The following is a 20,245-nucleotide window of genomic DNA, read 5'->3' on the forward strand; positions in this document are numbered from 1 at the left end:
CAGACGCCCTCATGCGCCTGCGATGACGACGACGAGGTCGACGCGCACGCCGTGCTCGGCGAGTACGCGGACCGATTCAGCTGCCGTTGCCCCGGTGGTCATCACGTCGTCGACCACTACTGTCGCCGTGTGAGACGACCGGTCGGTACGAGTCGGCGGCGACCGGATGCCGACGCGCTGCGCGAGGTTTCGACGTCGCGCCCTGGCGTCGAGTCCCGCGGAGTCGCGCCCGCCCGGCCGAATGGTCAGCAGCGGACGCACCGAGACGTATCGCCCGAGCTCGGTGGCCGCACACGCGGCGATCGCTGTGACGGTGTCTCCGCCGCGGCGTCGAGCCGCGAGCGGCCGGGTCGGCGCGGGAACAAGGGATAGCCGCGACGCGGGCGGGATCTCACCCCAGCGGCCGAGCGTACGTAGCGCCTCGCTCACTGCGTGCCCCAGTGGGGCGGCGAGATCGCGTCGGCCGTGTTCTTTGAGCTCGATCACTGCCTTGCGATGAGGGCCGCGATAGCGCCCGAGTGCCCACACCCCGACTCCGACCGGGACCCTCGGGGAGAGCATCACGGGGGCGTCGGCGAGAAGCGCCGCGCAGCGCGCGCACCAGCGCGGCCCGGGAACATCGCAACCGCCACAGGTCACCGGGATCATGAGGTCGACGCCCGCGCGTGCGATCGCGCAGACGTGCCGTCGGGTGATTCCTGACATGGCGTCGAGCATGCTCGCCCGGTGCGACCGAAAGCGTGGCGCGACTGCGATCCGACGCACATCTGTGGACTCACTCGAGCCTGTGGAGGACACGTCGCACGGGCACCGATGGGCCGTTGGTCCCTTATTCGAATCAACGTGGTGACGAGCCGACATAACGATGGCTAACAAGCAAACTTCCGACTACGGTCAAGGGTGCAGAAGGTAGCCGAGTCCCGATACGGGAGGTGAAGCCCCTGACAGTGGTTGTCAACCGCCGGTTGGCATGAATGAGTAGCCATTTCCTGACCTCAGTAGCCGCGAATCGTCTGGTGCTTCACGCGAGTCACAGCGGGATCTCCTTGCGCACAACGGCTTTCGAACTCTCAGATCTCTCTCGAGGTTCTCGAGACGGGGTTGGGTTGTGGTAGCACACCCAGGAGGTAGTCGAATGTCGCAAGTCGTCCATCGCAAAGGTCGGCGTGAATCAAAGGTCGGTGCCACCACCGACGAGTACGACGCAGAATTCGCTTTTGTACGGCCCCCCGGAACAGTCGAGTCCGACGAGCCGGCCGAGCCGAACGCCACGGTCGTCTTCGCCGGGCGGAATGTCGAGATACCCGAGCACTACCAGATCTACGTCCGCGACAAGCTCGCGCGACTCGAGAGGTTCGACCTCAACGTCTACCGATTCGACGTCGAACTCAATCACGAACGCAATCCGCGACAGTCCAAGGCGTGCCAGCAGGTGGAGATCACGGCCACCGGCAAGGGGCCTGTCGTCCGCGCGCAGGCGTGCGCGGAGAACTTCTACGCCGCGCTCGAGGCCAGTCTCGACAAGGTCGAGTCCCGATTGCGTCGGGTGAAGGACCGCAGACGTGTGCACTACGGGAACCGTCGGCCGATCTCGGTCGCCGAGGCAACCGAGGTGGGAGCACCGCCGCTGCGAGTCGACCAACTCACAGTCGACGAGCTTTCCGGTGACCCCGGATCCGTCGACGGCACGCAAACCTGGGACGACGGCGTCGATGGCCACACACCAGGACAGATCGTCCGCGTGAAGGAACACCCGGCCGTCCCGATGACCGTCGACGACGCGCTCTACGAAATGGAACTCGTCGGGCACGACTTCTTCCTTTTCCACGACAAGGAAACCGATCAGGCTTCGGTGGTCTATCGCCGCCACGCCTTCGATTACGGACTGATCCGGCTCGTCTGATCGGTGGCCACGGGGCACCGATCAGGCTCCCTTCAGGCGACGTCGGTACCATGGAATACGGCCTGCGTTCATGCACTCGCATGCACAGGCCGTATTTCGTGAGTAGTCGACATGAGTAAGGGACTCGATCCACGGTGCTGAACAAGCTGCTGCGCGTCGGCGAAGGCCGCATGGTCAAGCGACTCGATGCCATCGCATCGCACGTCGAGGCGTTGGAAGACGAGATCGCGTCGCTCTCCGACGACGACCTGCAGGCGAAGACCGACGAGTTCAAGGATCGCATCGCCAAGGGCGAGACACTCGACGAAGTGCTGCCCGAGGCATTCGCGGTTGCCCGCGAAGCCGCATGGCGCGTTCTCGACCAGAAGCACTTCCACGTGCAGATCATGGGTGGTGCGGCGCTGCATTACGGCAACATCGCCGAGATGAAGACCGGTGAGGGCAAGACCCTGACCTGTGTGTTGCCCGCCTACCTCAACGCGCTGTCGGGCGACGGCGTGCATGTCGTCACCGTCAACGACTACCTCGCAAAGCGCGACTCGGAGTGGATGGGACGCGTCCACCGCTTCCTCGGTCTCGAGACCGCCGTGATCCTCACCGGGATGACTCCGCAGCAGCGCAAGGTCGCTTACGCCGCCGACATCACCTACGGCACCAACAACGAGTTCGGGTTCGATTACCTGCGCGACAACATGGCGCATGCACTCGAGGATCTCGTGCAGCGCGGCCACAACTTCGCCGTCGTCGACGAGGTCGACTCGATCCTGGTCGACGAGGCCAGGACCCCGCTGATCATCTCGGGTCCCGCCGAGGGATCGAGCAAGTGGTACACCGAGTTCGCGCGCATTGCGCCGCTACTCGAGCGTGACGTCCACTACGAGGTCGACATCAAGAAGAAGACGATCGGCGTGCACGAGGCGGGCGTCGAGTTCGTCGAGGATCAGCTCGGCATCGACAACCTGTACGAGGCCGCGAACTCGCCGCTGGTCAGCTACCTGAACAACGCGATCAAGGTCAAAGAGCTCTTCCATCGCGACAAGGACTACATCGTCCGCAACGGTGAGGTGCTCATCGTCGACGAGTTCACCGGTCGCGTGCTCGACGGCCGTCGCTTCAACGAGGGTCTGCACCAGGCCATCGAGGCCAAAGAGGGCGTCGAGATCAAGGCGGAGAACCAGACGCTCGCCACGATCACGCTCCAGAACTACTTCCGCCTGTACGACAAGCTCTCGGGAATGACCGGTACCGCGGAGACCGAGGCCGCGGAGTTCGACCAGATCTACAAGCTCGGCGTTCTCCCGATCCCGACCAACAAGCCGATGATCCGCAAGGATCAGGGCGATCTGATCTACAAGACCGAAGAGGCGAAGTTCGCCGCGGTCGTCGACGACATCACCGAACGCCACCAGGCGGGTCAGCCGGTCCTGATCGGTACGACCAGCGTCGAACGGTCGGAGTACCTGTCCCGCCAGCTCGCCAAGCGCGACATTCCGCACACCGTGCTCAACGCCAAGTTCCACGAGCAGGAAGCGCAGATCGTCGCCGAGGCCGGTCGGCCCGCAGCGGTCACGGTCGCCACCAACATGGCCGGTCGTGGTACCGACGTCGTGCTCGGCGGCAACCCCGACATCATCGCCGACACCCGCCTGCGCAAAGCCGGACTCGATCCGGTCAACACCCCCGACGAGTACGAGACGGCGTGGGAAGAGGCGATCACCGTCGCGCGTCGGGAAGCCGCTGAGGAAGCCGAAGCGGTGCGTGACGCCGGCGGTCTGTACGTGCTCGGTACCGAGCGCCACGAATCCCGTCGAATCGACAACCAGTTGCGCGGACGTTCGGGTCGTCAGGGCGATCCGGGCGAGTCGCGGTTCTACCTCTCGCTCGGTGATGAGCTCATGCGACGCTTCAACGGCGCGGCGCTCGAGACCATCATGAACCGCGTCAACCTGCCAGACGACGTCCCGATCGAGGCGAAGATGGTCACCAAGGCCATCCGCAGCGCGCAGACCCAGGTCGAGCAGCAGAACTTCGAGGTCCGCAAGAACGTCCTCAAGTACGACGAAGTGATGAACGAGCAGCGCAAGGTCATCTACGCCGAGCGTCGCGTCATCCTCGAGGGCACCGAGCACCGCGAGCAGATCATGCAGATGATCGCCGAGGTCATCGGAGCGTACGTCGACGGCGCGACCGAGGAGGGTTACGCCGAGGACTGGGACATCGACGAGCTGTGGACCGCCCTGCGCGCGCTCTATCCCATCGAGCTCGACCCGCAAGAAGTTATGGGCGAGAACGAATTCGGTGAGCGCGACGACATCTCGGCCGATGAGCTCAAAGAGATCCTCGTCGACGACGCGCAGAAGGCGTACGAGAAGCGCGAGGAGGAGATCACAGCGATCGGTGGCGAGGACGCCATGCGACAGCTCGAACGCACCATCCTGCTCAGCGTTCTCGACCGCAAGTGGCGCGATCACCTCTACGAGATGGATTACCTCCGCGAGGGCATCCACCTGCGCTCCATGGCGCAGCGCGACCCGGTCGTCGAGTACCAGCGCGAGGGCTACGACATGTTCACCGGCATGCTCGAAGGCCTCAAGGAGGAGACCCTCCAGTACCTGTACAACGTGCAGGTGCAAGCCGAGCCCGCTCCCACCGTCACACCCGCATCCGCTGCAGCAACTGCCGCTGCGGCCGCCGCCCGTCAGCCCGCGATGGCAGGCGCATCGGCATCGGGCAATGGTGCGTCGGGCAACGGTGCGTCGGGTAACAGCGAGGCACCGGCCGCACTGCGTGCCGTCGGTGTCGGCACCGAGGCCGACGTCCCGATGACGTACTCGGGTCCCGACGAGGACGGCGGCACGTCCGTGCACTCGGAGGAAGAGGAACTCGAAGACCCGGCACTCGTGTCCGCGTCGCGTCGAGAGCGTCGAGCCGCCGCGCGTGCCAGCGGAAAGCGTGAGGGCGCGAAGCCTCCGAAGTCCAAGCGACGTCGACGCTAAAAAATTCTCTGAAGTTCATGGAACCGGACGTACCTCGCGTGCGTCCGAGTTTCCATGACCAACACCTGCACTGATCACCCGTCGCTCGAAGCGAGTCCGGCGCCGAGTCGTATCCGGATAATGGCCGCCCCCGACTACGAGATGTGCGGGCCTGTGACCCACGCAACACGTGACGAGTCGCCCGCCGCGATTCCCGCTCGCAGTGGCGCGGACATGCAGCGCCAGGAGTCGCCTCCCCGCACAGCGACCCGCGCGGCAGCCATCGCGGCACGGGAGTTCTCGGTTGGCACCCTCACGATGATCTTCGAGGTCATCTCACGTCGCCGACCCGCGTCTCACCTGCAGCATCGGGTCGGAATGCAGGTCGACGACCAGATCGACGCCCTCGCGCGGGCCAGAGCGGCGGGTGACGACATGTGCATACCCACGGTTCGACGCGTCCACGTCCAGATGTGTGACGCGGGCACCGCGGAGATCTTCGGGACATACTCGCGGCAGGGCAGGTCGCGCGCGTTCGCCGGGCGTATCGAACGCGTACCGTGCCGCGTTCGCGTCGCGGGCCAAGCGTCACGTGGTCGCTACAGTCCGGTGGCGACCCGCGTCGAGTACCGCTGGCAGTTGGTCGTGTTGACACTTGGATGAGTACCCTCCCGCCCGCAGCCGGCAGACGTGTCGGTATCGCCATCACGATGTCGGCGACGGTGGTCGCAGCGCTAGGATCATCGCGTGGCGAACCGGCTGTCTCCGCGCGAGGCTATCTCCTATTTCCTCGACGGTGCGGGTGCGACCAACCATCTCGGTGCAGTCATCATCTTTCCTGGAACCAACGTCAAGAAGCGTTCCGCGACAAAGGATCTCGCGACCAACCGCGCACGGAAGAAGTCGGAACCGCCCGTACTCGACTACCCGGCGCTTGTGCGGCTCGTCGAGAACCGACTGCAACTCGTGCCGCGGTACCGGAAGGTGGTCCTGGAGGTCACCCTCGGTCTGGCCCGCCCGGTCTGGGCTGACGATCCCGATTTCGACATCAACTTCCACATCCGCCGATCGGGCTTGCCGTCGCCGGGAACGATCGCCGATCTCGAAGACCTCGTATCTCGTGTGATGTCGCGGCCCCTCGACCGCAGCCGACCGCTGTGGGAGATGTATCTGATCGAGGGACTCGAGGACGGCGGGTTTGCGATCCTGACCAAGTCGCATCGGTGTCTGATCGACGGCGGTGGCGCCGAGATGAGCGAACTCATCTGCGACGACGAGCCCGACGTCGCCCCCTTGCCCGTGGATGTCTGGATGCCCGGCCCGCCGCCCGGCACGGCCTCGTTGGCGGTCAGTGCGCTGGCCGAGGCGTTGGCGCGTCCGGGGGAGCTGATCGACTCGGTCATCGGCGGCAACGGACTGCTCGGCGAGGCGAGGTCTGTAGTTGTGGGAACGGTCCGCCGCGCAGGACGCCTGGTGCAGCAGCTCACGGATTCTGCGCCGTCGAGTCTGCTGAACGCGCCGGGGTCGTCGACTCGCACGTTTGTCTCGGCATCGGTCCCGCGCCGCGACGTCGCAAAGATCGCCGAGCGCAACGAATGCACCGTCAACGACGTCGAACTGGCGATCATCACGGGCGCAATGCGCCATTGGCTGCTGTCCATCGACGCGGAGGGACAGTTCGGCGACACCGTGCGCGCGGTGCTTCCGCTCGGCGCCCGACAGTCCGGGGTCCTTGCGCAGGAGGAGTCACCCGAGACGTGGATCGTCACCGACGAGCCCCGGTTCGTCACCGACCTCCCCGTGGGCGAGTCCAATCCGCTGGTTCGACTCGCGCAGGTCGCGGGACTGGCCAATCGCTACGCGCAATCGTCGCGGCGGGTCTCGCCGTCGACGCAGCCGTTGCTGAGTGAACTGGGCGTCGTGCCATTCGCGGAGCTCAGTTCGCGCGCGTTCCGGTCGCTCGACCGCCGCGGGTACAACGTGCCCGTCGCGATGAACACGGTGCCGATTCCCCCGCAATATGTCTTGGGGCACAAGGTGTCCGACCTGTTCGTCGTGCCCGGCCTCGTCGCAGGGCGCGCGTTGTCGGTCGGCGTGTGCGAGTACGCGGGGTCGATCGAGTTCGGGTTCACCGCCGATCGTGGTGTGATCGACGACCCCGCGCTCATCGGTGATTACGTCCGCGAGTCGTTCGAGGAACTCGCCGACGCCCATTAGTGTTGGCAGCGGAATCCAGGTCGTGCGCTGAGGATGTCGTAGGAGGAAACACGCGGTGAGGGTCTACTTTCCGGCGACGTTGACCATGCTGCTCGAACTCGACGAGACCGGAGAGTTCCGGCCCGTCGGCGGAACGGGCTTCGCACTCACTCCGGCGTTGCGCGAGTCGTATGTCGCCGGTGACGACGAGGAGTTGGCGGAGGCAGCCATCCGCGAGGCCGCGCGTGCGTCGCTGCGCCTGTTGGCAGGCGAAGCCCCCGAGCCGGGCGACCCCGACGCCGAGGCCGACCTCGAAGCCGACGAGGCGACTGCCAAGCCCGGCGACACACCCCGCCTACCGCCTCGTCGGGCCGTCGTTGCCGCCGACGTCGACGACGCCACATTGCGTCCCGATCTCGACGACGCCGTCGTGAAGGTCGCCGGTCCGATCGCGAAGTCGGCGATCGCGTCTGTGTTGGTCGACGGCGCCGACGCCGAGAGTGCTGTCCGTACCGCGGTCGTGGTCATCGACGCCGCGGACTTGGGCGACCAGGACGCCGAGCTCGCCGTCGGCGACGTCGAAGACCACGACCTGGGTTGGTATGCGACCCAGGAGCTGCCGTTCCTCCTCGAACTGCTCTGACGCGGTAGCCCCCGAGTCCGCTCACCCCGTAACCTACGGTTCCGTAGGTTAGAGTGTTTACGTGAGGTCTACGGGGGCCCGACTGTGGGTTCCCCGTCCAACGCGGTCGCACGACGAGGGAGTGGGAACGGTGAATCTGCGGGAGCTGCGGGAACGGTTTGAAGAGCCGGTGTCTGGAGTGGCCGCGCGTAGTCGCGGAGCACGGTGGGCGCGTGCTGCGGTCGCGCGGATCACCACGCCGCTGTTGCCCGACGACTATCTACATCTGGCCAACCCGCTCTGGTCGGCGCGTGAACTGCGCGGCCAGGTGGTTTCGGTGACTCCGGAAACCGACGACTCCGCCACCATTCGCATCAAGCCCGGGTGGGGATTCACGCTCGACTACGCACCGGGGCAGTACATCGGGATCGGAGTCCTCGTCGAGGGACGTTGGACGTGGCGCTCGTACTCGCTGACGTCGGTACCCGATCTGACGCGCACAGAGGGCACCATCGCGATCACGGTCAAGGCCATGCCCGAGGGTTTCCTGTCGACGCACCTGGTCAAGGGGCTCGAGCCGGGAACCGTCGTGCGATTGGCCGCACCCAAGGGCGAGTTCGTCCTGCCCGAGCCACTGCCGGACAAAGTGCTCTTCCTGACCGCCGGCAGTGGCCTGACCCCGATCATCTCGATGCTGCGCATGATGCGGCATCGCGGCCAGTCGACAGACGTGCGCGTGATGCATTCGGCGCCGACGCCCGACGATCTGCTGTTCGCCGACGAACTCGTCGATATGGACGAGAGTGGACTCATCGACCTGCACGTGCAGTACACGAGGGCCGACGGCAAGGTCACCGCACAATCGCTCGACGAGCTCAGCCCCGACTGGCGGACGCGCGAAACGTGGGCGTGTGGTCCTGGCGGCTTCTTGGAAATGGTCGAGGCCGCGTTCGTCGACGCAGATGCCTCCGAGCGCCTGCACATCGAGCGATTCGCACTCGAGCGTGGCGCGGTCGGCGCGCAGGGCGGAACGGTGACCTTTGGGCGAACGGGGCAGACCGCGGAGGTGGACGGCGCGACGACCCTGCTCGAAGCGGGTGAGCAGGCAGGTGTGTTGATGCCGTTCGGATGCCGCATGGGCATCTGTCAGAGCTGCGTGGTCATGCTCGACAAGGGTTGCGTGCGCGATCTGCGGTCCGGCGACGAGCATGTCGCGGGCGAACGAATCCAGACGTGCGTAAGCGCTGCTGCAGGCGACTGCACACTAGATGTGTGACAAACCGCCGGGACTCTCGGCGAATGCGCAGGTCAGAAGGTCTGCTGGGAGCCCGGTGACGGTGTTCCCCGCCGCAGGGGGAGCCGACACGTTAGGCTCTGTGGGCGAGGCTGTCGACCACGGAGGGGATCCGCGTGCGAGCTGAACTGATTGAACTGACCGCGACAAGTGATGTTCCGGTGCTGACCGATGGCACCATCACGCTGCGGGCACATCAGACCGACGACGTCGATCGGATCGTCGGGTATGCCACCGATTCGTTGACGATGCGATGGGCCAAGATGCCATCGCCCTATGGTCGGTCCGACGCCGAGCGGTTCATCATCAATGCACTGCAGGGATGGCGCAACGGGACGTCGATGATCTGGGCCATCGAGCACCACGGCCAGTTTGCAGGCAGCATCGATCTCCGCGGACCCGGGCGCATTGTCGACATCGGTTTCGGGTTGCATCCCGATGCGCGCGGTGAGGGGCTCGCGCGGCGCGCGATGGTGTTGGCGATGCAGTACGCCGTCGACAACCGCGACGTCGAGGTCGTGCGCTGGGAGGCCGCCGAGGGCAACCTCACCAGTCTGCGGGCCGCACACGCCGCAGGCTTCACGCTGGTCGGTCGGCTTCCCGATTGGCTCGAGATGAACAGCGGCGTCGTCGACGCCTGGTGTGGAAAGTGGCACGCCGGCGAGAGTTTCGAACCCAAGACCGTCTGGCACGCAACGACTTTTGAAACCGAGCGGTTCCGGCTGCGGCCGCTGGAAGCCAAGGACGACGAGCGCATTCGAGAGACGCTCGACGACCCGATCTCGCGCAAGTACCTGTTCGGCCGGCCCGACCCGCTGACCGTCGAACATGCCGCCGCAGAGCGCACCAGGAAATGGTGGACGGCCGCGCGCGGTGAGACCTGCACGTGGGCCGTTGCCGACAAGGAGACGGACCACTACCTCGCCGATATCTCGCTGTTCAAGATCGATCCGGTGGTCGGCGCCGAGATCGGCTTCTACACACATCCCGAGGCGCGTGGTGCCGGAGTGCTCGGCGAGGCGTTCCCCGCGTCGGTGCGGCACAGCTTCGACGTTCTCGGTCTGCGCAGGCTGACGATGTTCGCGGCCGACTCCAACGAGGGCAGCAAACGCCTTGCGCTGCGAGCGGGCTTCAACGAGTTCGGCACCCAGCCGCTTGCCGCGAGTTCGGCGGGCAAGATCGAGGACCTGCTCGGGTATGAACTGCTCGCAGAAGCAGGCGATCAGTAGCGTCACTGTCCCCACAAGCTGGGGCTTTCCGTGGAGTGGCAACACTGGGAAAATCGGGTGAACGCGACGGATTCACCGCCGCACTCCGAATTCAGGTGAATCATGCCTTCACAGAACAGTGCCGGAGCGGTGGTGAACGTCGACCTCTGCATCGTCGGCGCGGGAGTAGCGGGCTTGAATGCGCTCGCCGTGGCCACCGAATACCTCGACGCAGGCGCTCGGGTGGCCCTCGTCGACCGCCGTCCGGACGCGGGTGGAATGTGGAACGACACGTATTCCTATGTCCGACTTCATCAGCCATATGAATTCTTCACCGCCGGCGATATCGCCTGGAGGTTGCGTCGCCCGCCCGACTACCTTGCGACGAAGCCGGAGGTCCTCGACCACCTGCGGTACTGCCGGGACGTACTGGCCGAACGTATCGCACTCGACGAGTACTACGGATGGACGATGGATCGATTCGACGAACGCGCCGACGGTGTGAGCGTTCATCTCAGCGGCCCCGACGGTGGGGAGATGGTCGTCGATACACCGATTCTGATCAATGCCTACGGATTCAATGTGACTCCGAATCAACCTCTCGCGCTGAGTAGCGCGCAGGTGAAGTCGGTCTCGCCCGACTCCTTCGACTTCTCCGAAGATGACTTCACCGACACCGATACCCCGGTCTGGATCATTGGCAGCGGTAAGACCGCAATGGATGCCGCCTTTCTGATCACGACCAGAAATCCCGGTCGTGAAGTGCATCTGGTCGCTGGCGTCGGGACGTACTTCAACAATCGCGAGGCGGCTTTCCCCGTCGGAATGCGGAGATGGTGGGCGGCCAAAACTGCCAGCCAGGTATTCAGCTCATTCGCCGACATGTACGACGGGACTAACGATCAGCAGGTGACCGCCGCCTACCGCGCGCGGTATGGAATCAGTCCGATGTCCGAGTCGCAAAGGTTCTTGAACGGCAACCTCTCACCGTCGGAATGCGATGCCATCTCTACTGCGCTGAGCGGCATTGTCACCGACTACCTCGCCGATGTTGTCGATCGAGATGGCATGCCGCAGTTGGTGTTCCGTAGTGGTGAGGAAATGTCCGTCGTTCCGGGGAGTTGGGTGGTCAACTGCACCGGCTACCTCCTTCGTGAGAAATCGACCGACGACGATCCGTACGTCTCGAAGGGTGGTCGCGTACTCACCGTCAACACCAGTTCGGCCGCCTTCCAGTTCTCCACGTATGCCGCGTATTTCCTCACCCACCTCGCCTTGCTGGGCAAGCTCGATTCGGTGCCGTTGTACCAAACCGACCTAGCCGCGGTGATACGCGGACATCCGCAGGCGGCGATCGGGATCAGTTGCTGTCTTGCGATGTACAACATCGGGCTGATTGCCGACGAGGTGCCGCTCAAGGTCTTCACCAACTGTGGTGTCAGTTTTGACCGGTGGGCTCGGATGCCAACGCGGCTCGCGTCGTCGGCCCAATTCATGCTGACCCATCGGCGCAAGCGCGAGAACTACCGCCGCGCGCTGGACATCGCCTCTCAGCGGTTGGGGTTCAGCTGTGGGCCGCTCGTCGGGGCCACAGCGTAGTGACCACTGCGTGACCACAGCGATCAAGGTCACTGCGCTCGTACACTGAACACGTCTGGACAGTCTGGCGTCCGTAACCTACGATTGCGTAAGTTACGCGAACGTAGCCACAGCAACGGCACGTTTGACCCTGACCATCCGCGACCAGTGAGGACGCCCGTGGCGATCACCGACATCCCGGAGTATGCACATCTGAGCAAGGCCGACATCGAAGAGCTCGGTCGTGAGCTCGACAAGATCCGCGCCGACATCGAAGCCGACCGAGGGGAGCGCGACGCGCGGTATCTGCGCAACACCATCCGCTTCCAGCGCGGCCTCGAGTTGGTCGGCCGCGGACTGATCTTCGGTTCGACGCGTCGCTCGTGCTGGTGGGCGGGCGCTACGGCGCTCGGCGTCGCGAAGATCGTCGAGAACATGGAACTCGGCCACAACGTGATGCACGGGCAGTGGGATTGGATGAATGATCCCGAGGTGCATTCGACCACGTGGGAGTGGGACAACACCGGCCCCTCGGCTCACTGGAAGCACACCCACAACTACATCCATCACAAGTACACCAACGTGCTCGGCATGGATGACGACGTGGGCTACGGCCTGCTCCGTGTGACGCGCGACCAGCGGTGGCGTCCGTTCAACTACGGCAACCTCGTCTACAACACGCTGCTCGCGCTCTTCTTCCAGTGGGGTGTTGCCGCGCAGCATCTCGAGATCGGCAAGAAGCGTCGTACGCCGGAGGCCAAAGCGGAGTTCCGCCGCGACCTCGCCGACGTCGGCAACAAGATCGGTCGCCAGGTCGGCAAGGATTACGTGATCTACCCGGGTCTTGCGGCTGCGGCAACCGCCGCGGTGACCAAGGGCGACGTCCGGGCATCGGCCCGTGCCTACGGCAAGGCAGCCACCGCCAACGCGCTGGGCAATGTCATCCGCAACGTGTGGAGCAATGCGGTCATCTTCTGTGGACATTTCCCCGACGGTGCGGAGAAATTCACCAAGCAGGACATCGACAGCGAGACCCAAGCCGAGTGGTATCTGCGACAGATGTTGGGATCGGCCAACTTTCGCTGCGGATTCCTGCTCGCTTTCATGAGCGGAAATCTCTCGTACCAGATCGAGCACCACATCTACCCCGACCTCCCGAGCAACCGGCTTGCCGAGATTGCCGTCCGCGTCCAGGCGCTGTGCGACAAGTACGACCTGCCCTACACGACGGGGTCGTTCCCGCTGCAGTACGCGAAGTCGTGGCGGACGATCGCCAAGCTGTCGTTGCCCGACAAGTACCTCAAGGCGACCGCCGACGACGCTCCCGAGACGGCGTCCGAGCGTCGTTTCAAGACCGAACTCGACGAGGGAGTTCGCCTCGAGTCGGTCGTCGACCCGGTGAGTGGACGTCGACGCGGCTTGCGCAGCGCTATCCGGTCGCTGCGTGATCGGCGCCGAGGACGTCCGGCAGCGCCGAGGCTCATTACGGAACGTTCAACGCGCGCTGCCTGATCGTGAATCCGGGCGACCCCACGCTACCTGTGGTTACTCGCGGGTAGCATGGGTGTCGCACACACGCGGCGTGCGACATAATGGAGTGCAATGGCTATCACCGACATCAATGAATACGCACATCTGACTGACGCGGATGTCGAGGCCTTGGGCGCCGAACTCGACGCCTTGCGGCGCGAGATCGAAGCCGATCGCGGCGAGCGCGACGTGCGTTATCTGCGCAGGACGATTCTCGCTCAGCGTGCCCTCGAGGTCGCGGGTCGGCTTGCGTTGTTCGGTTCGCACCGTCGTTCACTGTGGCTGCTCGGCACCGGTTCGCTGGCGCTGGCCAAGATCATCGAGAACATGGAACTCGGCCACAACGTGATGCATGGCCAGTGGGATTGGATGAACGATCCCGAGGTGCATTCCACGACGTGGGAGTGGGACATGGTGTGCGCGTCGCCGCACTGGAAGCACTCGCACAACTACATCCATCACAAGTACACCAACGTCATCGGGATGGATCACGACGTCGGCTACAAGACGCTGCGCGTCACGCGCGACGAACCGTGGCAGGCCAAACGTGCGATCCAGCCGGTCACCAACCTCCTATTGGCTGCCGGGTTCGAGTGGGGAATCGGACTACACGATCTCGAGATTGCGGACGTCATCGCGGGCAAGAAGTCCAAAGAGGTTGCGATACCGCAGATCAAGGAATTCCTGCGAAAGATCGGCAAGCAGGTCGGGAAAGATTACGTGCTCTTCCCCGCGTTGACCGGTCCGAACTTCGTGCACACGCTCACCGCCAATGTGACCGCGAACGTGATCCGCAATGTGTGGGCGTATGTTGTGATCTTCTGCGGGCACTTCCCCGACGGCGCAGAGAAATTCACGGCCGACACCCTCGACGACGAGACGCCCGGCCAGTGGTATCTGCGACAGATGCTCGGTTCCGCGAACTTCAACGCCGGCCCGGCGATGGCTTTCATGTCGGGCAATCTCTGCTACCAGATCGAGCATCACCTCTACCCGGATCTGCCGAGCAACCGCCTCGCCGACATCTCGGTACGTGTCCGCGAACTCTGCGACAAATACGACCTGCCCTATACGACGGGATCGTTGTGGGTCCAGTACCTCAAGACGCTGCGGACCATCAACAAGCTCGCACTGCCCGACCGCTTCCTGCGTGATACGGCCGACGACGCACCCGAGACCGCGTCGGAGCGACGCTTCGCCGGTCTCGACCAGGCGATGGGTCTCAAGACCGCCATCGGCGAGGTGCGTCGACGCCGGCGGCTGCGTCGTCGGGCTGGTCGGGCCTAGCTGGTCGCAGCCTTCACGCGCAGGCGGCTGTGTGCCGCGACGCCCTGCACCGGGTGGTCGCGTTCGACGCGGGCGAAGACGGCCCACAGGATCATCCCCGCTATTGCCGTTCCAGCGCCCGCCGCACACACCAGCGCCCATCCGCCGGTCTGGTACGCCCAACCGCCGAACGCTGAGCCGAGGACTCCACCCGCGAAGTAGGCGACCATGTACGCGGTCGTCAGGCGCGATCGTGCCTCGTCGTCGAGGGAGTAGACGGCGGCCTGGTTGGCGATCTGCACTCCCTGGACACCGAAATCGAACACCAGCAGCGCGATGATCAGCACGATCACCTGATGCGCTCCCCAGTAGAGCAACGCCCAACCGACAAGTTCGACGGCCCAGACGCCGTACTGGGTGTGGCGTAGGTACCCGCGGTCGGCGAGCTTGCCGACACGTGGCGCGGCCAGGGCTCCGGCGACACCTGCGAGACCGAAGAGGCCGATCGCGGCGTCGGAGAAGTGATACTGCGAGCCGTGCGCGCCGGCGAGCAGAAACGCGATGGCCGTCCACATTCCGCTGAATGCGGCCATGTTCAAACCGCCGAGAAGCATGCGGTGGCGGAGCACGTTCTCGCTGCGGATCAGGGTGACGATCGACCACAGCACACGGGGATAGCTGGTCGACGACGCGTTGACCGGGGTGCGCGGTGCGAACCACCAGACCGCTGCCGCCATCGCGATCTGCACGACCGCGGCGACTGCCAGCACCGTGCGCCAGCCGCCGAGCTGCGCTACCAGGCCACTGAACACGCGCGAGAAGAGGATGCCGACGAGCAGACCACTCATCACCGTGCCGACAATGGCGCCTCGCTGACCGGGTGCGGCCACCGCGGCTGCCCACGGCACCACCACCTGTGCGGCCGATGCCGAGATGCCGACTGCGAACACCATGATCATCAGGACCGCATACGACGGTGAGAACGCGGCAATCACCAACGCTGCGCATGAGACCACGAGCAGCCCGCCGACGAGGAGTCGTCGATTGACGAAGTCGCCGAGTGGAACCACGAGGGCCAGGCCGATGAGGTACCCGACCTGAGTGATCGACACGACGAGACCCGCTGCAGCGGTTGAGATGTGGAAGTCGTTACCGACCTCGTGCAGCAGCGGCTGCAGGTAGTAGAGGCAACCCGCCGACGACCCGGCGGTGATCGCGAAGAGCAATACGACGACCCGACTCAGCCGCTTGGTTGCGCCCGATTGTGTGGTGGGCCCTGATTGCGTGGGCACAGCTAGTTGCTTGTCGTCTGCCGACGTTTCGGCCGAGGTGGAAGACGCGCACTCTGAAGAGGACATACGTCTATGGTGAGCCGCCTCCGGCATGATGGAAAGCGATGGATTTCGATACGGACATCACGTTCGTTGATACCCATTTTCGATGATCGCTGAGGTGCGTAGGGAGCCGGCTATGGAACTGCGACAGCTCGAGTACTTTCTCGCGTGTTGTGACCAGGGAACTTTCACCGCGGCTGCGCGATCGTTGCATGTGGTGCAGTCGGCGGTGTCGACGGGCGTGGCCAAGCTGGAGCGCGAGTTGGGAGTGAAACTCTTCGACCGCACACGCACCGTGCTGGTGCTTACCGACGCCGGTCGGGCGGCGATGGCTCCGGCCCGAGAGGCGCTACGCGCGCGAGACGAGGTGCACGACGCGCTCGCAGGGCTGCGCGGCGAGATCCGGGGCGAGGTGGTGCTCGGTGCGCTCGTCAACGTCGCGACGATCGACCTCGCGGGGGCATTCGAAGTTGTGCATCGGCGTCACCCGGGAATCTCGATCGCGATGCGCCAGAGCCCGCAGGGCAGTGCGGGCAATGTCCGGCTCCTGCGCAACGGCAGTCTCGATCTGACCTTGATCGGCGGACTCGTCGACGACCTCTCGGGCATCACGGTCCATTCACTGGCCGCGGAGCCGCTGGTGTTGGTCACCCATCCCGACCACCCGCTCGCGTTGGCGGGGCGATTCGTCGCGGCCGATCTCGCCGACGAGCGCGTCATCGACTATCCGCCGGGCTGGGGTACGCGATCCATCGTCGACCGCGAGATCCCGAATCGGCATTCCGTCATCGAGGTCGCCGACCAGGTGTTCGGAATCCAGTTGGCGCGCAGCGGTTTCGGAGTGACCGCCGTGCCCGCCAGCGTTGCGGCCGCCGAGTCAGGTGCGGGACTCGCTCACTGCGTCGACCGTGATCTCATGTGGGGCATACACGTCGCGCACTCGGAATCGAGAAGCCTCACGACCGCGGCGAGCGCGGTCCTCGACATCATCCGAGAGGTGTGCGGGCCGACCGGCGATGTGACAGCGTGAGTGGCAGCAGCAGCACGACGACACAGCAGTAATACGACAGGGAAGGTGTGCGATGAAACTCTCGATCCGCAATCAGCTCGCAGGCGAGGTGGTGTCGGTGACGCTCGGCGCCGTCAACGCCACGATCAAGGTTCGCCTCGACGGAGGCGACCAGATCGTCACGTCGTCGATCACCAAAGAGGCGGCAGAGGAACTGGGCCTCGCCGAGGGATCGCGCGTGTTCGCGCTCGTCAAAGCATCCGAGGTCAGCATCGGCGTCCCCGACTAGCCACCCGCCGCACACCGCTGGTACAGCTCACCCTCGCTGGTCGAGCGCCCACCCGCTGCTCGAGCTTGTCGAGACCACCGCTGCTCGAGCTGCATTCCGCTGGTCGAGCGGCCCCCTCGCTGGTCGAGCTTGTCGAGACCACCCCGCGCCGGCTCAGCCCGCCTCGCCGCGGGAGTCGCCCGGAGCCTCCGCGTCGCCGACGTCGCCCCCCGACACCGCGCGCAGCAGGTGCCGCACGGCCATGGCGCGCCGGTACGAGTGCCCGGTCAGCGAGTCCAGTGCGCACTCGGGGTCGGCGGGCGGTCCGAGGTGAGTGCAGCCGCGCGGGCAGTTCTCGATCGCTTCGTGAAGGTCGTCGAAGGCGTTCACGATGTCGTCGGCGCTGACGTGCGCCAGGCCGAACGAGCGGATGCCCGGTGTGTCGATCACCCAGCCGCGTGGCTTGTCGTCGTCACCCGGGAGTGGCAGCGCAACCGACTGCGTCGACGTGTGGCGCCCCTTGCCGACGCCGCTGACGACCCCGGTGGCCCGTTCCGCTTCGGGGACAAGGCGATTCACCAACGTCGACTTTCCGACACCCGAGTGTCCGATGAGCGCGGTGCGGTGATTGGTGAGCAAGGCCAGCACGTCGTCGAGCGGATCGTCGCGGCCCGCACGCACAACGGGCAGGTCGAGATCGGCGAATGCGGCAGCGAATTCGTCCGAGGAGGCGAGGTCGGTCTTGGTCAGACACAGGATCGGCGACAGGCCGCCGACGTACGCTGCCGCGAGCGCTCTTTCGACGAATCCGGTGCGTGGGGGAGGGTCGGCCATCGCCGTGACGATGAGGAGTTGATCGGCGTTCGCGACGACGATGCGCTCGTACGGATCGGTGTCATCGGCGGTGCGCCGCAATACAGTTCGACGCTCCGCCACCTTCACGATGCGTGCAAGGCTCCCGGAATCGCCGGAGAGATCTCCGACGAGCGACACGTCGTCGCCGACGACCACCGGTGTGCGGCCGAGCTCGCGGGCGCGCATCGCGACGACGCGTCGGTCGGGGTCTCCGTCGATCACGCAGCCCCAGCGGCCCCGGTCGACCGAGACGACCATCGCATGTTGCGCGTCGTCGTGTGTCGGTCTGGTCTTGGTGCGTGGTCGGCTGCCCTTGCCCGGACGAATCCGCACGTCGGATTCGTCGTAGCTGCTCGCGCGGCGGCTCACCGGCATCCTCCGTCAGGACACACTGTGAAAACCTTTGCCGCGCGGTAGATCACGGATGTCCGACCATCTGCTGCCACATCCCGGGGAAGTCGGGCAACGTCTTCGACGTGGTCTCGATGTCGTCGACGGTGACGCCAGGGACCACGAGGCCGATGATCGCGCCCGCGGTTGCCATGCGGTGATCGGCGTACGAATCCCATTGTCCGCCATGCAGTGGCGCTGGTCGGATGATGAGCCCGTCGTCGGTCTCGGACACATCACCGCCGAGCTTGTTGATCTCGGTGGCGAGCGCGGCAAGCCTATCGGTCTCGTGGCCGCGAAGGTGGGCGATGCCACTCAGCACGGATTCCCCATCGGCGAGCGCGCACACCGCGGCGATCGTCGGTGTCAACTCGCCGATGTCGCGGAGGTTGCGGCTGATCCCCGTGAGTCGTTCTGGCCCGCGCACCGTCAGCACGCCGTCGAAAAGTTCTACGGTGCAACCCATCTCGGCGAGAATGTCGGCGATCTGTGCGCCCGGCTGTGTGGTCGTCGCGGGCCAACGCGGGATGCCGACCTCACCTCCGGTGACCGCAGCTGCCGCGAGAAACGCTGCGGCATTGGACAAGTCGGGTTCGACGGCGACGTCGACCGCGTTGATCACACTCGGGGGTACGCGCCAGGTATCGGGTTGTGACGTGTCGACGACGACCCCCGCGGTGGCGAGCATCTCGACGGTCATGTCGATGTGCGGCGTCGACGGTACCGGCGCGCCGACGTGTCGCACTGTGATCCCGTTGTCGAATCGCGCTGCGGCAAGCAGGAGTCCCGACACGAACTGCGATGACCCGGACGCATCGATCGTGACCGTGCCACCGTCGGCCGAGCCCGTGCCGTGCACCACGAACGGCAGACTGTCGCCGTCGACGCCCACCCCGAGATCGCGCAGAGCGTCGAGGATGGTGGTGAGCGGCCGCTGCCTGGCCTGCGGGTCGCCGTCGAATGCGACGTCGCCGGAGGCGAGCGCGGCCACCGGCGGCAGGAAGCGCATGACTGTTCCGGCCAGGCCGCAGAACACCTCGCCCGCATGCATCGGCAGCGGTTCGATGGACACAGTCGTGGGATCGGCGGGATCGACGCGCACCCCGATCCCGAGTTCGGTGAGCGCCGACAGCATGAGGTTGGTGTCGCGACTGCGCAGGGTTCCGGTGATTGTCGACGGTCCGTCGGCCAGCGCGGCGAGCACCAGCGCGCGATTGGTGATGGACTTCGAGCCGGGCAGGTCGACGGTGGCCTGAATTCGGCCGTCGGCGAGGGGCGCAGTCCAGATGCTCATGCGTTCAGTCTCGCATGTCGTGGTTGCACCGCCGGATGCCCAACTCAGCGGTTGTCCAATCGCAGCGGATGATCGGCAGGTACCTCGACGAGGATGAGGGTGCGACCGTCGGGGTCGACGATGTGCATTTCGATGAGGCCCCACGGTTCGGTCAGTGCCTCCCTGCGGATGTCGACTCCCATTGCGCTCAGCTCGCGCTGGGTCGCGGCGACGTCGCGCACCTGAATCCACAGCGCGGCCCCGTTCGCGTGGCCGTCGGGCAGGTCGGTGCTCATGTGGCCGGGTACTTCGATCAGGCCATTGCCCGCGTAGAAGACGAGGCCGCCGGGGTACTCACGCGCGATCGCGAGATGGAGTTTGTGGCGGTAGAAGTGCTGCAGCGCTTCGGGATCGCGGGACCGCAACAGGATGCGACTACTCAGGATCTCCATGTCTTCAGTGTCTACACGGTTACCGACGAGTCGGACACCAGCCATCGCGGCGCGTCAGGACTTGCCGACGGTACCCGGTGCACCTGCGCTGA

Annotated in this window: 17 protein-coding genes; 12 read left to right on the forward strand and 5 right to left on the reverse strand. The window is 65.2% G+C overall.

The window, feature by feature from the left end:
- Positions 1-9: 9 nt before the first annotated feature.
- Positions 10-705: a ComF family protein gene (locus tag ACRVY7_RS14605; RefSeq protein WP_431817585.1), complete on the reverse strand. Its 696-nt coding sequence runs from the start codon at positions 703-705 to the stop codon at positions 10-12.
- A 430-nt stretch (positions 706-1,135) separates the two neighbouring features.
- On the opposite strand from ACRVY7_RS14605, the gene hpf reads away from it, so the two are divergent.
- The 10 genes from hpf (at position 1,136) to ACRVY7_RS14655 (ending at position 14,593) form a co-directional block, all read left to right on the forward strand.
- Entirely contained in the window at positions 1,136-1,903 is a 768-nt protein-coding gene (hpf, locus tag ACRVY7_RS14610) for a ribosome hibernation-promoting factor, HPF/YfiA family (protein WP_431817586.1), read from the forward strand.
- Between the two features lie 134 nt (positions 1,904-2,037).
- Complete coding sequence (gene secA, locus ACRVY7_RS14615; protein ID WP_431817587.1) at positions 2,038-4,899, forward strand: preprotein translocase subunit SecA; 2,862 nt, start codon at positions 2,038-2,040, stop codon at positions 4,897-4,899.
- Between the two features lie 153 nt (positions 4,900-5,052).
- Complete coding sequence (locus tag ACRVY7_RS14620) at positions 5,053-5,541, forward strand: Rv3235 family protein (protein ID WP_431817588.1); 489 nt, start codon at positions 5,053-5,055, stop codon at positions 5,539-5,541.
- Positions 5,542-5,625: 84 nt separating this feature from the next.
- Complete coding sequence (locus ACRVY7_RS14625; protein WP_049698903.1) at positions 5,626-7,095, forward strand: wax ester/triacylglycerol synthase family O-acyltransferase; 1,470 nt, start codon at positions 5,626-5,628, stop codon at positions 7,093-7,095.
- A 55-nt stretch (positions 7,096-7,150) separates the two neighbouring features.
- Positions 7,151-7,717 carry a DUF6912 family protein gene (locus tag ACRVY7_RS14630; protein WP_331436151.1) on the forward strand — a complete coding sequence of 189 codons (567 nt, stop codon included), beginning with the start codon at positions 7,151-7,153 and terminating at the stop codon, positions 7,715-7,717.
- 130 nt (positions 7,718-7,847) lie between these two features.
- Positions 7,848-8,972 carry a ferredoxin reductase gene (locus ACRVY7_RS14635; RefSeq protein ID WP_431817589.1) on the forward strand — a complete coding sequence of 375 codons (1,125 nt, stop codon included), beginning with the start codon at positions 7,848-7,850 and terminating at the stop codon, positions 8,970-8,972.
- Positions 8,973-9,106: 134 nt separating this feature from the next.
- Positions 9,107-10,219: a GNAT family N-acetyltransferase gene (locus tag ACRVY7_RS14640; RefSeq protein ID WP_049698905.1), complete on the forward strand. Its 1,113-nt coding sequence runs from the start codon at positions 9,107-9,109 to the stop codon at positions 10,217-10,219.
- Positions 10,220-10,321: 102 nt separating this feature from the next.
- Positions 10,322-11,797, forward strand: a complete 1,476-nt coding sequence (locus ACRVY7_RS14645; RefSeq protein WP_431817590.1) for an NAD(P)-binding protein — start codon at positions 10,322-10,324, stop codon at positions 11,795-11,797.
- 159 nt (positions 11,798-11,956) lie between these two features.
- Entirely contained in the window at positions 11,957-13,288 is a 1,332-nt protein-coding gene (locus ACRVY7_RS14650; RefSeq protein WP_049698907.1) for a fatty acid desaturase family protein, read from the forward strand.
- A 90-nt stretch (positions 13,289-13,378) separates the two neighbouring features.
- Complete coding sequence (locus ACRVY7_RS14655) at positions 13,379-14,593, forward strand: fatty acid desaturase family protein (protein WP_431817591.1); 1,215 nt, start codon at positions 13,379-13,381, stop codon at positions 14,591-14,593.
- Here the strand turns inward: ACRVY7_RS14655 and ACRVY7_RS14660 are convergent.
- Entirely contained in the window at positions 14,590-15,930 is a 1,341-nt protein-coding gene (locus ACRVY7_RS14660; RefSeq protein WP_431817592.1) for an MFS transporter, read from the reverse strand. The genes ACRVY7_RS14655 and ACRVY7_RS14660 overlap by 4 nt on opposite strands.
- Positions 15,931-16,042: 112 nt before the next feature.
- Here ACRVY7_RS14660 and ACRVY7_RS14665 point away from each other — a divergent pair, with 112 nt between their 5' ends.
- Together ACRVY7_RS14665 and ACRVY7_RS14670 are read left to right on the forward strand one after the other, a co-directional pair.
- The gene (locus ACRVY7_RS14665) at positions 16,043-16,936 is read left to right on the forward strand and encodes a LysR family transcriptional regulator (RefSeq protein ID WP_431817593.1); all 894 of its coding nucleotides are present in this window, start codon (positions 16,043-16,045) and stop codon (positions 16,934-16,936) included.
- A gap of 52 nt (positions 16,937-16,988) precedes the next feature.
- Positions 16,989-17,204: a TOBE domain-containing protein gene (locus tag ACRVY7_RS14670; protein WP_005202233.1), complete on the forward strand. Its 216-nt coding sequence runs from the start codon at positions 16,989-16,991 to the stop codon at positions 17,202-17,204.
- Between the two features lie 153 nt (positions 17,205-17,357).
- Here ACRVY7_RS14670 and rsgA read toward each other — a convergent pair whose 3' ends face one another.
- The 3 genes from rsgA to ACRVY7_RS14685 are packed head-to-tail and all read right to left on the reverse strand — an operon-like array spanning position 17,358 to position 20,153.
- Entirely contained in the window at positions 17,358-18,407 is a 1,050-nt protein-coding gene (rsgA, locus tag ACRVY7_RS14675) for a ribosome small subunit-dependent GTPase A (RefSeq protein WP_431817594.1), read from the reverse strand.
- Positions 18,408-18,456: 49 nt separating this feature from the next.
- A complete protein-coding gene (gene aroA / locus ACRVY7_RS14680; RefSeq protein WP_431817595.1) occupies positions 18,457-19,722 on the reverse strand; it encodes a 3-phosphoshikimate 1-carboxyvinyltransferase in 1,266 nt (421 codons plus the stop codon).
- Between the two features lie 44 nt (positions 19,723-19,766).
- A complete protein-coding gene (locus ACRVY7_RS14685; RefSeq protein ID WP_049698911.1) occupies positions 19,767-20,153 on the reverse strand; it encodes a VOC family protein in 387 nt (128 codons plus the stop codon).
- Between the last annotated feature and the right edge of the window lie 92 nt (positions 20,154-20,245).

This window comes from Gordonia jacobaea (assembly GCF_965344965.1).
Lineage (GTDB): Bacteria > Actinomycetota > Actinomycetes > Mycobacteriales > Mycobacteriaceae > Gordonia > Gordonia jacobaea.

Coding starts and splice junctions, on each gene's coding strand:
- ACRVY7_RS14605 (WP_431817585.1), bottom strand. CDS start 705: ATGTCAGGAATCACCCGACGGCACGTCTGCGCGATCGCACGCGCGGGC.
- hpf (WP_431817586.1), top strand. CDS start 1,136: ATGTCGCAAGTCGTCCATCGCAAAGGTCGGCGTGAATCAAAGGTCGGT.
- ACRVY7_RS14645 (WP_431817590.1), top strand. CDS start 10,322: ATGCCTTCACAGAACAGTGCCGGAGCGGTGGTGAACGTCGACCTCTGC.
- ACRVY7_RS14655 (WP_431817591.1), top strand. CDS start 13,379: ATGGCTATCACCGACATCAATGAATACGCACATCTGACTGACGCGGAT.
- ACRVY7_RS14660 (WP_431817592.1), bottom strand. CDS start 15,930: ATGTCCTCTTCAGAGTGCGCGTCTTCCACCTCGGCCGAAACGTCGGCA.
- ACRVY7_RS14665 (WP_431817593.1), top strand. CDS start 16,043: ATGGAACTGCGACAGCTCGAGTACTTTCTCGCGTGTTGTGACCAGGGA.
- ACRVY7_RS14670 (WP_005202233.1), top strand. CDS start 16,989: ATGAAACTCTCGATCCGCAATCAGCTCGCAGGCGAGGTGGTGTCGGTG.
- aroA (WP_431817595.1), bottom strand. CDS start 19,722: ATGAGCATCTGGACTGCGCCCCTCGCCGACGGCCGAATTCAGGCCACC.
- ACRVY7_RS14685 (WP_049698911.1), bottom strand. CDS start 20,153: ATGGAGATCCTGAGTAGTCGCATCCTGTTGCGGTCCCGCGATCCCGAA.